The sequence below is a fragment of the Mesorhizobium kamtschaticum genome (assembly GCF_056174585.1).
On record NZ_CM149691.1, the window covers coordinates 3,604,059 to 3,616,373 of the forward strand.

Annotated in this window: 11 protein-coding genes and 1 pseudogene; 7 read left to right on the forward strand and 5 right to left on the reverse strand. The window is 64.4% G+C overall.

The features are described 5' to 3' along the window. The first annotated feature begins 338 nt into the window (after positions 1-338). Genes AC0V7N_RS17810 through AC0V7N_RS17820 form a run of 3 tightly spaced genes read left to right on the forward strand, consistent with a single transcriptional unit; the run spans position 339 to position 5,054 of the window. On the forward strand, positions 339-1,997 hold the full coding sequence (locus AC0V7N_RS17810) for an ATP-grasp domain-containing protein (protein ID WP_475459854.1): 1,659 nt from the start codon (positions 339-341) through the stop codon (positions 1,995-1,997). Beyond that, positions 1,984-3,573 (forward strand): hypothetical protein, encoded by a 1,590-nt coding sequence (locus tag AC0V7N_RS17815; RefSeq protein WP_496627994.1) that lies wholly within the window; start codon positions 1,984-1,986, stop codon positions 3,571-3,573. The genes AC0V7N_RS17810 and AC0V7N_RS17815 overlap by 14 nt, the downstream gene beginning before the upstream one ends. After that, a complete protein-coding gene (locus AC0V7N_RS17820) occupies positions 3,573-5,054 on the forward strand; it encodes a pyridoxal phosphate-dependent decarboxylase family protein (RefSeq protein ID WP_475459858.1) in 1,482 nt (493 codons plus the stop codon). The genes AC0V7N_RS17815 and AC0V7N_RS17820 overlap by 1 nt, the downstream gene beginning before the upstream one ends. Here the strand turns inward: AC0V7N_RS17820 and AC0V7N_RS17825 are convergent. The 3 genes and pseudogenes from AC0V7N_RS17825 to AC0V7N_RS17835 all read right to left on the reverse strand — a co-directional run bounded on the left by AC0V7N_RS17825 (position 5,051) and on the right by AC0V7N_RS17835 (position 7,179). Beyond that, a pseudogene (locus AC0V7N_RS17825) lies at positions 5,051-6,054 on the reverse strand (zinc-dependent alcohol dehydrogenase family protein). The gene AC0V7N_RS17820 and the pseudogene AC0V7N_RS17825 overlap by 4 nt on opposite strands. A gap of 46 nt (positions 6,055-6,100) precedes the next feature. Next, positions 6,101-6,352 (reverse strand): hypothetical protein, encoded by a 252-nt coding sequence (locus AC0V7N_RS17830; RefSeq protein ID WP_475459860.1) that lies wholly within the window; start codon positions 6,350-6,352, stop codon positions 6,101-6,103. Positions 6,353-6,429: 77 nt separating this feature from the next. Next, positions 6,430-7,179 carry a DUF899 domain-containing protein gene (locus AC0V7N_RS17835; RefSeq protein ID WP_475459863.1) on the reverse strand — a complete coding sequence of 250 codons (750 nt, stop codon included), beginning with the start codon at positions 7,177-7,179 and terminating at the stop codon, positions 6,430-6,432. A gap of 332 nt (positions 7,180-7,511) precedes the next feature. On the opposite strand from AC0V7N_RS17835, the gene AC0V7N_RS17840 reads away from it, so the two are divergent. The 3 genes from AC0V7N_RS17840 to AC0V7N_RS17850 all read left to right on the forward strand — a co-directional run bounded on the left by AC0V7N_RS17840 (position 7,512) and on the right by AC0V7N_RS17850 (position 10,371). After that, positions 7,512-8,732, forward strand: a complete 1,221-nt coding sequence (locus tag AC0V7N_RS17840) for a helix-turn-helix domain-containing protein (protein ID WP_475459865.1) — start codon at positions 7,512-7,514, stop codon at positions 8,730-8,732. A gap of 33 nt (positions 8,733-8,765) precedes the next feature. Next, positions 8,766-9,398 (forward strand): outer membrane protein assembly factor BamB family protein, encoded by a 633-nt coding sequence (locus tag AC0V7N_RS17845; RefSeq protein WP_496627995.1) that lies wholly within the window; start codon positions 8,766-8,768, stop codon positions 9,396-9,398. Between the two features lie 142 nt (positions 9,399-9,540). Next, on the forward strand, positions 9,541-10,371 hold the full coding sequence (locus AC0V7N_RS17850) for an aldo/keto reductase (protein ID WP_475459867.1): 831 nt from the start codon (positions 9,541-9,543) through the stop codon (positions 10,369-10,371). A gap of 84 nt (positions 10,372-10,455) precedes the next feature. Here AC0V7N_RS17850 and AC0V7N_RS17855 read toward each other — a convergent pair whose 3' ends face one another. Both AC0V7N_RS17855 and AC0V7N_RS17860 read right to left on the reverse strand, forming a co-directional pair. Next, positions 10,456-10,827, reverse strand: coding sequence for an endonuclease domain-containing protein (locus AC0V7N_RS17855; RefSeq protein WP_475459870.1), 372 nt, complete (start codon positions 10,825-10,827; stop codon positions 10,456-10,458). Positions 10,828-10,950: 123 nt separating this feature from the next. After that, complete coding sequence (locus AC0V7N_RS17860; RefSeq protein ID WP_475459872.1) at positions 10,951-11,259, reverse strand: hypothetical protein; 309 nt, start codon at positions 11,257-11,259, stop codon at positions 10,951-10,953. A gap of 252 nt (positions 11,260-11,511) precedes the next feature. Between AC0V7N_RS17860 and AC0V7N_RS17865 the strand changes: the two genes are divergently transcribed. Next, a complete protein-coding gene (locus AC0V7N_RS17865) occupies positions 11,512-12,159 on the forward strand; it encodes a glutathione S-transferase family protein (RefSeq protein WP_475460374.1) in 648 nt (215 codons plus the stop codon). Positions 12,160-12,315: the final 156 nt, after the last annotated feature.

Below are 12,315 nucleotides of genomic sequence, written 5' to 3' on the forward strand. Positions count from 1 at the left end.
GCGCCGTTTCCGTCGGCCTGTCAATTAGGTGTTGCTGATGGATGATCGGCGCATCGGGCTGCGGTGAAGCCCGTCCCGCCGTTCCCACGAAGTTACCAAAATCGCGCAAGAGCCCGATCCGTATCAGCGCCTGTGATCCGGCGGCCGCGGATATTCCGACCCATCACCAGGACACCACAAGGCTCGCACAAGCGCCGCGGACCAGAGTGGAGCCGCACATCGTGCCGAGGTAGCGGCGTGGAGGCTGAACCGGCCGTAACCACCGCATGACATAAGGGCTTGAGGGCTTGACTAGCGCGGCAGTTCAAATCGATACGTTTGAAGATCCCAACCTCATCATGGGCAAAGCGCCCATCGTGCGGGCCGTCTTCGAGGGACGGGATATTTCCCCCTTGTGGGACGCGCTCTTCGGGCGCGTCAGCGCCGATGTCACCGACGCCGCGGCATTTCTGGATGTGTCGATCCTGCTTCATGCGATCGGTGAGGAAGACAAGGCGGTGCTCAGCCAGAAGGCCGCACTCGAGATCGGTCGCAAATATCGGATCCGCAACGGACGCGGCACCGGACCAAACGTCCTTGTTTTCGTGACCGCCGGCGACTTCATGGCCAACACACCGATCGAATTCCTGCTCGAGGCATCCGACGCGAACATTCTGCTCCACTATGTCGACGCCGACACCGCGGACCTCGGGGATGTTCCCGAGCATGATGTTGCCTTCGTGGCTGTCGGCGAGTCCGCGGCAAATCTGGCCGTGCTGGAGAATCTGGACAGGCTGCTGCGCGATTGGGCAGGCCCGATCATGAACAATGCACCACGTCGCATCATGGCCCTGTCCAGGGACGGCGTCGCGGAAGCCCTCAAGGACGAGCCTTCCATACTTGCCCCGGCCGCTGCCCGCGTTTCGCGAGGCGTGGTCGAGCAACTGGCTTCCGGCCAGATTGAGGTTGCGTCAATCTTCGGGGCCAACGCCTACCCTGTGATTGTCCGCCCTGTCGGCACGCATGCCGGCAAGGGGATGGAGAAAATCTCGACACGAGCGGAACTTTCGACCTATCTGGCGTCCCAAGCCGAAGGCGAATTCTTTGTTACGCCGTTCATCGACTACAGCGGGACAGACGGCAAATTCCGCAAGCAACGCGTCGCGTTCATCAATGGGCGACCCTATGCCAGCCATCTCGCCGTGTCCGAACACTGGATGGTTCATTACCTGAACGCAGGCATGACCCAGCACGAAGACAGGCGTGCCGAAGAAGCGTTGTGGATGGCCAACTTCGACAGCGACTTCGCGGTGCGTCACGCGCGTTCATTCGACGCCCTTCATCGACGTCTCGGCCTGGACTACTTCGCCATCGATTGCGCCGAACTCGCCGACGGCCGCCTGCTGGTGTTCGAGGCGGATGTAGCGATGATCGTTCATTCCATGGATTGGGAGAGCATCTTTCCCTACAAGAAGAGCGCCATGCGCAAACTCTTTGCGGCGTTCGAAAACGCGCTGGCAAGGCGCGTGGCACGGATGATGCCGACGCCGGCGATCACATGCGCCCATACGGGTAAACCTGCCGTCTACCAGCGGACCGATGACGACTGCCTGGTTTGTGCCCTGGCGATGTTCACAGGCCGAACCTACGAGGACATCGAGGCCATCGCACGAAGCTGCGATCCGGCCTATCCGCTCGGCGGTCCGATGAGCCATTCCATCATGCGGGGCGTTGCCAACAAATGCGGTTTCGCGCTCCTGAGCAGCATTTACATGCTGTGGGCCAAGCCCGCGATCATAGGTGTGGTTTCGCCGACCATTCCCAACACCGGCCACGCGGTCCTTTGGGATGGCGAGAAAATCATCGATCCGGGTTTCTGTGAACGCGTCGATCGCCCCTATGTCGACCGGTGCGGGCTGGAATTCACACAGCGGGCGAGCGATCTCCAACCGCTGATCAGCCATGACATTGAGATCTCCTACCTGGCCGGTGCCGTGACGGCCAATGAACCGCTTTGACCGCCTCGCCACCGCCGCCCTGACCACGGAGACCATCATGCCTGCAACTCAGCGCGGGATCCTGCAGATGCCGGCAGGTCCGGACCCGCAAACGGATGGCCTGGATCACCATTCGCCCGCCTCCGTCTCATTCCTGCTCGGGACTGGCGGCGACAGGCGCATCTGGCCGGACGCGATCACGCGGCGTAACCGGTATGGAACGCGCTTGACCCCGGTGGACGATGAGATCTCGTTCTCGTCGACGACGGCGAGCAACGTTTCTCGGGAGGGTTTCCTGGCCGCCGGGGTCGAGCTTGAACGTCTTATCGACATGGCATCGCCTTCCCCGGTCGCATCCGATCACTGGTTCGCCGACATCCGGGACCGGATCGCTTGCAGTCTTGGCTGCCTGGGCGCGCACGTCATCCTGGCCGCTTCCGGCACGGATGCGGAGCTTCTCGCGCTGTGCATGATTGCCGGCGTCTCCAGGCGCCCCTTGACCAATGTGCTGGTTGCCCCCGACGAAACGGGAAATGGCGTGCCGCGCGCGGCGGCGGGGTGTCATTACTCGGATTTGACGGCACTCGGCAGCGCCGTTGAGGCCGGCGCGCCGCTTGAAGGACTGGCGCCGGACCGTATTGAAGTTCGCACCATCGCCATCCGCAGCGAGACCGGCGAGCCTCGCCATCAGCATGAAATCGATGCCGAGATCATCGCGACCGTCGAACTGGAATTGAAGCGTGATCGTGATGTGCTCGTCCACGTGCTCGATGCGTCGAAAACAGGCTTGCCGGCGGTGACCCGACAGGCCGCGCGCCATGTCGCGGCCCTTGCCCCCGGACGGGTGCGGGTTATCGTCGATGCCTGCCAGTTCCGCGGCTCGATTTCGCGGCTGAAGCAAGATCTGACGGACGGCTTCGTGGTGGCCTTGACCGGCTCCAAATTCATCGCCGGACCGCCATTTTCGGGCGCGCTTCTCATCCCTTCGGCATTGGCAGAGGAGCTTGCGGCAAGGGCCGATCTTCCGGCGGGCCTGGCGGAATACACCGCGGCGCAAGACTGGCCGGCGGCTCTTCGCGGGCGGATGGGCTTCGCGTTCAAGTCGGAAATGAACCTGGGTCTGGGTTTGCGCTGGATCGCGGCGCTCGCCCATCTCGACCGCTATGCCGAGATTGACGATTTTCGGCATGGCCTGGTGAAGGAAGAGTTTGTCCGCCTGGTGCGGTCGCGTATCGACGCCGTGGAAGGCATCTCACTGCATCGGGACGATGAAGGCGACCATCTCGGCTCGCGTGCCATGATCCCGCTGACCGTCACCAACGGCGCCGGCACTTTCGTTTCGTTCGAGGCGTGCCAGAGCATCCAGGTGCTGATGCGCGGTCCCGGCGGCGGGCCGATCTGCCATGTCGGGCAAGCCGTGCGCCTGGGCTCGCGCTCGGTTCTGCGCGTTGCCGCTTCCGCTGCCGATGTGGTCGACGTTTCGGCGAGAATGGCAACCGGCCAGTCGCTGCATCAGGCGTTCAGGCCGATAGAAGCCAGGCTCGACATTTTCTTCCACAAATTGTCGGCGGTCCTTCATCAGTTCCGAGGTGCCTGATGTCGCTTGACGTCAAGCAGGGGCGCGCGGCGGCGCGCGATGCGGCCGACACGTTCGCCAGCCTTGATCCAGCGAACTGGGATCAGTTTCGCGAACTCGCCCATGGCCTGCTGGACGACATGATCGCCCACATCGAGACGATCAGGCAGAGGCCGGTATGGCAGCGGCCGACCCATGAAGCGCGCGAACGGTTTACCCGGCCATTGCCGAACGAACCGCGTGACCTCGGCGGTGTCCTGGATGATGTGCGCGCGCACATCATGCCGTTCGCAACAGGCAATTTGCATCCGTCGTTCATGGGATGGGTTCATGGTGCGGGCACGCCGATCGGAATGCTGGCGGAAATCGTTGCCGGCGGCCTGAACATGAATTGCGGCGGCCGTGACCATGCCGGCCTGGTTGTCGAACAGCAGATCGTACGCTGGATGAGCGAGGCGCTCGGCTACCCCGATGGCGCGAGCGGTCTGTTTCTTACCGGTTCTTCGATGGCAAACTTCGTCGCGGTAACGATCGCCAGGACCGAGGCGCTGGGACGGTCCGTCCGGGAAACCGGCCTCAGGAACTGCGACCGCCAGCTTGTCGCCTATACGTCCGCCGAGGCCCATTCCTGCATCGCGCAGGCCATGCAGCTGTCCGGTATCGGATCGGCAAATCTCCGGACCATCGCGGTTGACGATGCCGGGAGGATGCTGCCCGACGCATTGCGTGCGGCCATCGAACAGGACCGCACCGAGGGATTATTGCCGTTCCTGGTCGTCGGCACGGCGGGCACGGTAAACACCGGGGCAATCGATCCGCTGGCCGAAATCGCGGAAATCGCTTGCAGCGAAAAACTCTGGTTTCATGTCGATGGGGCAATCGGTGCCCTTGCCGTGCTGTCCGACACCCTGCGCGATCTCTTCAAAGGCATCGAAAAGTCGGCGTCGGTGGCGCTCGATTTTCACAAATGGGGCCAGGTTCCCTACGACGCCGGATTCCTGCTGGTGCGGGATGGCGATGCCCATAAGCGCGCATTCGCGCAGCCGGCCGCCTATCTGCAGCGAGCGGATCGCGGACTTGCCGCCGGCGAAACCTGGCCTTGCGATCTCGGCCCGGACCTGTCGCGCGGCTTCCGCGCCTTGAAGACATGGATGACGATCGAGGCGCTCGGAACGGACCGCATCGGCGGTTCGATCGCCCATACATGCATGCTGGCCCGACATCTCGCCGAACGACTGGAACGCCATCCAGCCTTTCAGCTGAAAGCGCCTGTCGCCCTCAACATCGTTTGTTTCAGCATTCGTGGGGCGAACTCGGAATTTGTGCGGACCCTGGTGTTGGACCTCCATGAATCCGGCTTGGCCGCGCCCTCGTGGACGACCCTCAACGGAGAGCTGGTGGTGCGCTGTGCCATCGTCAACCATCGCACGACAGTGGCCGACATCGACAGCTTCGTGGACACTCTCGACCGGTATCTGGCCGACAGGGCGGCAGGCGTCTAAACCTCCAGGCAGACCTTGCCGAAATGCTTCCGGGCTGCGTAGTGCGTGAAAGCGGCGGCGATGTCGCGCAGCGGGAAGCGGCGGTCGACGACCGGCTTGATGCGGTTGACGTCTATCGCGCGGATCATGTCCTCCTGGTCGGCCCGGCTGCCGATGGAAATGCCGCTGATGCGGATCTGGTTCGAAAACACCGCCGGGATAGACACTTCAGCGGCAAAGCCGGTCAGCACGCCGATCAAGGCGATGTGGCCGCCTGTCCGGCAGGCGGTTATCGATTGCGCCAGCGTGGCGGGACCGCCGACTTCGATCACGTGATCGACGCCGCGTCCGTCCGTCAACTCCCTGGCCTTGCGGCCCCACTCCGGCACGGCCTTGTAGTTGATGGTGGCGTCGGCGCCTTGACTTCTGAGCCGCTCCAGCTTTTCCTCGTCGGATGAGGTGGCGATGACCAGAGCGCCCGCGGCCTTGGCGAATTGCAGCGCAAACAGCGACACGCTGCCGGTGCCGAGGACCAGCACCGTGTCGCCGGGTTTCACCTTGCCGCATACGACCAGGCCGCGCCAGGCGGTGACGCCGGTGCAGGTCAGCGTCGCGGCTTCGACATGGGTGTAGCCCCGAGGTGCCCTGGTGAAGGCTTGCGCCGGCATGCAGACATATTCGCTGGCCACGCCGTCAAAACTGTCGCCCGGCACGTCTCGCCTGATGGCGGGCGTCATGTCGCCGTCCGGCCACCAGGGATAGAAAACACTGACGACGCTGTCGCCCGGCTTGAACGCCTCGACATCGCTGCCGACGGCGATCACTTCCCCCGCGCCGTCGGACAGCGGCACGCGGCCGTCGGCGAGCGGTGTCTTGCCCTGCACCGCGAAATCGTCGCGCATGTTCAAGAGCAGGCGCGGATCCTGACCAGCACGTCACCCGGGCCCGGCTTCGGCGGGTCTTCCTCGACCAGCTCGAGCCTGTCCAAGCCACCCGGCGCTCTCAGCCTGACGAGCTTCATTGTCTGTCTCCGACGTGTGGGATGTTTCGATAAGGCGGGGCTGGCTCTAGCGGATCTGGCGGCCGGAGATGACCCGCAGCCAGGGTGCCAGGTGGAAGGCGCTCATCAGGAGATACATGGCGGCCATGCCGGTCAGCGGCGAGCCGCCCATGCACAGCATGGTGGCGTCACTACCCTGAAGGCAGGACAGCAGCGCCATGAGGGCGAAGGTGGGTGCCGCGGCGAGGCACAGCCAGTCGGCAATGCCAAGGGTGGTGGTGTCTTCGGGAGTCGCGCTGCCGGAATGGATATCGCTCATGGTCGTGATCCCTTGATGGACATGGGTTCCTCTCCCTCAATTCGTGAGGGAGAGGAAACCAAGCTGGACAGGCCTTACTACTCGCCCTTGTCCCTGAACGCGGCTTCACCCGCCGCCGACACTTCGGCCCATTTCTTGTCGGCGCCGGCCTCGTAATTGTCGTGCCAGTTCCACCAGCTGTAGAGCGGGGTTTGCGGATAGCCTTCGGGCGAGTCCTCCCAGATCTCCTGGCGGCCGAGCGGGGTGGCGTCGAGATAGCTCCAGACCGTACCCATCGCCTCGTCGCCGCGGCTGTTGATGAAGTAGGTGCGGAAGACGCGGTCGCCGTCATGGATGAAGACGTTGTGGCCATGCCATTCGTCGACGCCGAAATCCTTGTCGAAGCTGTCGGTGATTGTGTACCAGGGTATGTCCCAGCCCATCCGCGTCTTCAGCCGCGCAATGTCGGCCTGCGGAGCGCGCGAGGCGTAGGCAAGCGTGGTGTTGCGGGCGTTGAGATGGGCGAGATGGCCGACCTGGTCGGCGCCAAGCGAGCAGCCGCGGCAGGCGTGATCGGGCCAGCCATAGACGCCCGGTTCGAAGAAGGCGCGGTAGACGATCAGCTGGCGGCGGCCCTCGAACAGATCGAGCAGGCTTGCCTTGCCGTTGGGGCCCTCGAACACATAGGCCTTGTCCACTTCGACCCACGGCATGCGCCGGCGTTCGGCGGCGAGCGCGTCCTTGGCGCGCAGCGTCGCCTTCTCCTTGACGAGAAGCTGCGCGTGCGCGGCCGCCCATTCCTGCTGCGAAACGACCGGTGGGGTCTGCATCGTCATGTGCTTGGTCATTGGTCTTCTCCTTTGCCAGTGGTGCGGGCTGTTGTTGCCTGGGGATCCAGGCTAGGGCGGTGAAGCGGGGTGGGGTGAGTTACATCTGCGACGGGATTTGCATCATCCGGCCCGGCGCAGCAGGGGTGGCGGGGCCGTGCAGTGTGTTCGAGATCTTCGGTTGCAGGCATTTTCAACTACCTCTAATGAGATGCTTAATATGAATACCTGAGATGCTCAGGCTAACCAGTGCCGGAATTGGCGTCAACCGTGCGGCTTGCTGACCGGCGGTGGTGATTTAAGTTAGGGCGCAGACGTGCTGGGGTGGGAGTTACAAGTGTGACGGGATTTGAATGGACTCGCTGATCACCGCGGCGGCACTGGCGCTGGCGGCGGGCGATCCGCTCGGCGCGCTCGACCGCGTTGCCTTGCGCGAGGATGCGCCGGCGCTGGCGCTGCGCGGCATCGCCATGGCGCAGCTCGGCGACTTCGACCGCGCCAAGCTGCTCTTGCGGCGGGCGGCCCGCGCGTTCAGCCCGAAAGAGGCCGTCGCGCGCGCCAGATGCGTCGTTGCCGAGGCCGAGATCGCGCTGGTCTCGCGTGACCTGGGCTGGCCGGCCAAGGCGCTCGACGCGGCGCGCATGACGCTGGAAAAGCATGGCGACCGGCTGAACGCCGCGCATGCCGGCCACCTCAAGGTGCGGCGCCTGTTGTTGATCGGCCGGCTCGACGAGGCCGAGCATGTGCTGGCCGGGCTTGACCCGACGCCGCTGCCGCCGGCCGCGCGGGCCGCGCATGAGCTTGCTGTCGCCGGCATCGCCATGCGGCGGCTGCGGACCAGGCCGGCGCGCGCGGCGTTGGAATGGGCACGCCACGCCGCCCGCCAGGCCGGCATTCCCGGGCTCATGGCGGAGGTCGACAGCGCATCGCTGGCATTGGAAACACCCGCGGCGCGGCTGATCACGCAAGGCACGGAGCGGCCGCTGCTGCTCGAAGAGGTCGAGGCGCTGCAGGCATCGCCGGCGCTGGTCGTCGACGCGTTTCGCTACGCCGTGCGCGCCGGGGACAAAACGGTCTCGCTGGCGAGCCGGCCGGTGCTGTTCGCGCTGGCGCGTGCGCTCGCCGAAGCCTGGCCCGGCGATGTCTCGCGCGAGGAGCTCGTGGCGCGGGCTTTTGGCGGCAAGCATGCGGACGAATCGCATCGCGCGCGGCTGCGCGTCGAGATCGGCCGGCTGCGCGCCGAGCTTGGCGCGCTGGCGGATATCAGCGCCACCAAGCGCGGCTTCACGCTGGCGCCGCGCCATGCGCGCGCGGTGATGGTGCTGGCGCGACCAATCGAAGAGCGGCATGCGGCCGTGCTGGCCTTGCTGGCAGACGGCGAAGCCTGGTCGAGCTCGGCCCTGGCACTGGCGCTCGCAACCGGCCAGCGCAGCGTGCAGCGGGCGCTCGAGCCACTTGCCGAGGCCGGTAAGGTGCAGTCTTTCGGCCATGGCCGGGCGCGCCGCTGGATGACGCCGCCGGTGGCGGGATTCACGACCACCTTGTTACTCCCGGCGCCGCTGCCAAGTAGTTAGGAAGGGTGGATGACCACAATCGAGGACCAAGACATGAAACATTCAGCGGCCGAAATCCTGCGCGAATACGGACCCTTTGCGGGTGTGGAGCGGATACATGGGGTGAGCTTTGACGGCGAGAACGTCTGGTTTGCCTCGGGTGACAGGCTGAATGCCTTCGATCCGCAAAGCGGACAGAAGCTGCGTTCGATCGATGTCGCCGCCCATGCCGGTACCGCCTTCGACGGCCGGTATTTCTACCAGCTCGCCGATGACCGCATCCAGAAGATCGACCCCGATACCGGCGCGGTGCTCTCCACCATTCCGGCGCCCGGCGGCGGCCGCGACTCCGGGCTGACCTGGGCCGAAGGCACGCTCTGGGTAGGACAGTACCGCGAGCGCAAGATCCATCAGATCGATCCCGAGACCGGAAAAATTCTGCGCACCATCGAATCCAGCCGCTTCGTCACCGGGGTGACCTGGGTGGACGGCGAGCTGTGGCATGCCACCTGGGAAGGCGACGAGAGCGATCTGCGCCGCGTCGACCCGAAAACCGGCAAGGTTCTGGAGCGGCTCGACATGCCGGCTGGCATAAGCGTTTCGGGGCTGGAATCCGACGGCGCCGACCGCCTCTACTGCGGCAGCACATCCACCGCGGTGGTGCGGGCGGTGCGCCGGCCGAAATGAGCCGCTTCCTCTGACGAAGACATCAGGGCTGCATGTCGAGCCTCGGGAATTTGTCTGCCGGCGACTGGTCGTCGGCCTAGCGCGTGCCTAGATAGGCTGCGTTGGGCGACCGCCCGGACATCTCTTCGCAAAGGACCCGACCATGCCCGAACAGATCACGTTGAACGACGGCGCCACCATTCCCCAGCTTGGCCTTGGCGTGTGGCAGGTCGATCACGGCATCACGGCTGATGTGGTGGGTTGGGCGATCAAGGCCGGCTACCGGCTGATCGACACCGCCGAAGGCTATCAGAACGAGGAGGGCGTCGGCGAGGCGATCCGCGCAGCCGATGTGCCGAGAAGCGAGCTGTTCATCACCTCGAAGCTGCGCAACGGCGCCCACCAACGCGACGCCGCCCTTCGCGCCTTCGACGACACGATGAAGAAGCTCGGCGTCGAACAGCTCGACCTGTTCCTGATCCACTGGCCGGTGCCCAGCCAGGACAAATATGTCGAGGCGTGGAAGACGCTTGTCGAGCTGAAGCAGGCGGGGCGGATCAAGTCGATCGGCGTTTCGAATTTCAACCAGGACCATCTGGAGCGGATCATCGGCGAGACCGGCGCGGTGCCCGTGGTCAACCAGATCGAGTTGCATCCCCGCTTTCAGCAGCGCGACCTCAGGCATTTCCATGCCCGCTACGGCATCCACGCCGAAAGCTGGAGCCCACTGGGCAGCGGCCGGCTGCTCACCGACCCGACGATCGCGGGCATCGCTGGGAAGCACGGCAAGTCGGCCGCGCAGACGATTATCCGCTGGCACCTTCAGCAAGGGCTGATCGTCATCCCGAAATCAGTGCGCCAGGACCGCATCGCGGCCAATTTCGACGTCTTCGACTTCGAACTCGACGCGCAGGATCTGGAGACGATCGCCGGCATGGATTCGGCAGATGGACGGGATGGACCGAACCCGGCGACGGCTTCGTTTTTGTTCTAAAGAGCCGCCGGCGAAGCTGCCGATCTCCCCCCAAGTGGGGGAGATGTCCGGCAGGACAGAGGGGGGCGCTGTCCCGCCGACGTGTCAGCCTGTGCCGCCCAAACCCGCAGCGATGACAATATGTTGGCAGACATTGTCGATGTCGCATATGACATCGTCACTCCAGAACCGCAGGACGATCCAGCCGTCCTGTTCGAGGCGCTTCGTCCTGGCCTGGTCGGCTATCGCCAGATTTTCGTCGCCATGCTGCGAGCCATCGACTTCAACAATGAGCTTTTTCTCCGGGCAAGCGAAATCGACAATGTAGCCAGCGATTGGAAATTGCCTCCGAAAGCCTAACCCCATCAGACGATGCGCACGAAGTTCGTTCCAAAGCTTCAGCTCGGCGCCCGTCATCACCTTGCGCATTGATTTGGCGTTGCCACGTTGTCTTGGCGGCAGGGGCGTGTGGGTCATTGTCAGACGCTGGTCAAGGTAGGGTAGCGACGTTTGCGCTCTACGGCGCCCCCCTCTGTCCTGCCGGACATCTCCCCCACTTGGGGGTAGATCGGCAGCGTGGCCGTCAGCGCACTACGAAGTTCAGATCCCGGACCCATCCAGCTGCTGTGCATCCTCACCCTCCCAGGGCGCCGGCAGTGAGCCGCCGCGGCTGAGGTTGGCCGAGGGCATGGGCATCCAGCATTTCAGCTCGGGGTCGGCATATTCGACGACGCGGCCGGGTGAGGAATCCGACGCGCGCCAGCCTTCGCCGGCGAACTGGTCGCCGCGCGCCCAGTAGGCGAGGTCGACTTCCGCCGGCCCTTGTTCGGAGGGACGGACCGTGACCAGGATCCGGCTGCCGTCCTTGGGCGCGCTCGACATGTGGCGCCACCGTTCGGGCTCGTCCATCGCATTTCCTCCTGCCTTGGTCCAAGGTGAAGTGTCGCCTCGCCATCAGGGGCGGTCAACCCAAACTTTGTGCAATCCGTCCGGTTTCGATTGGCGGCCAAAACACCTTGATGCACCCTGGCCCGGTCCACGGGGAATGGATGAAATGTCGGCTTGCACTGGCCACCTCCGTCCTAGGTCTGGCGATGTTGGTCAGGACAAGGAGAGGCATTCATGAGTGACAAGATCGAGCCGATGTTGGCTGGGGGCGACATGAAACTGTATTTCAGCCGCAATCCCAATCCGCGCCTGGCGGTCGCGGTGGCGCGTCACCTCAAGGCGCGGGTGACCTTCGAATTCGCGTCACCGTTCGCGCCGGGACAGGCGGAGCGATTCCGGCCGCTCAATCCCAACCTTTCCATCCCCATACTGGCGTGGCCGGGCGGCAGCCTGTGGGAGACCGACGCCATAGCCTGCCGGCTGTCGCGCGATGTCGGATCGGATTTCTGGCGCACCGGTGATGACGAGCCCGACATGATCCGCTGGCTGAGCTGGGGCAAGGAGAATTTTGCTCGGGCCTGCGACATGGTGCATTTCGAGCGTGGCACCAAGCAGCGCTATCACTTAGGGCCAATCGATCATCAGCTGGTCGAGGAGGGGCTGAGGCTCTTCGATACGACGGCGGCAATCCTGGAGGCGGCGCTTGGCAACCGGCAATGGCTGGTCGGAGATCGGGTCTCCTATGCCGATTTCCGCATGGCGACGTTCCTGCCCTTCAACGGTGTCGCCGGCCTGCCGCTCGGCGACTATCCCGCGCTTATCAGCTGGTATCGCCGGCTCGAAGCCATCGACGCCTGGCGCGACCCTTTCGAGGGGCTGGATGCGCCGCATTTGCCGCCGGTGCCGCGGCAAGGCGCGTAAGCTGGGAGCGGTAAGGGGCAAACTGACGACCGGCGCATACACAAAGGAAACTTGAAGACGCCGGCCGCCATTTGGGGCGTTGGGGTGCATCCCGTTGGGGCGCGATGCAAGGTCAGGCTACGCGGATGCCTGGCGCCTTCAATCGGAACGCTGGCC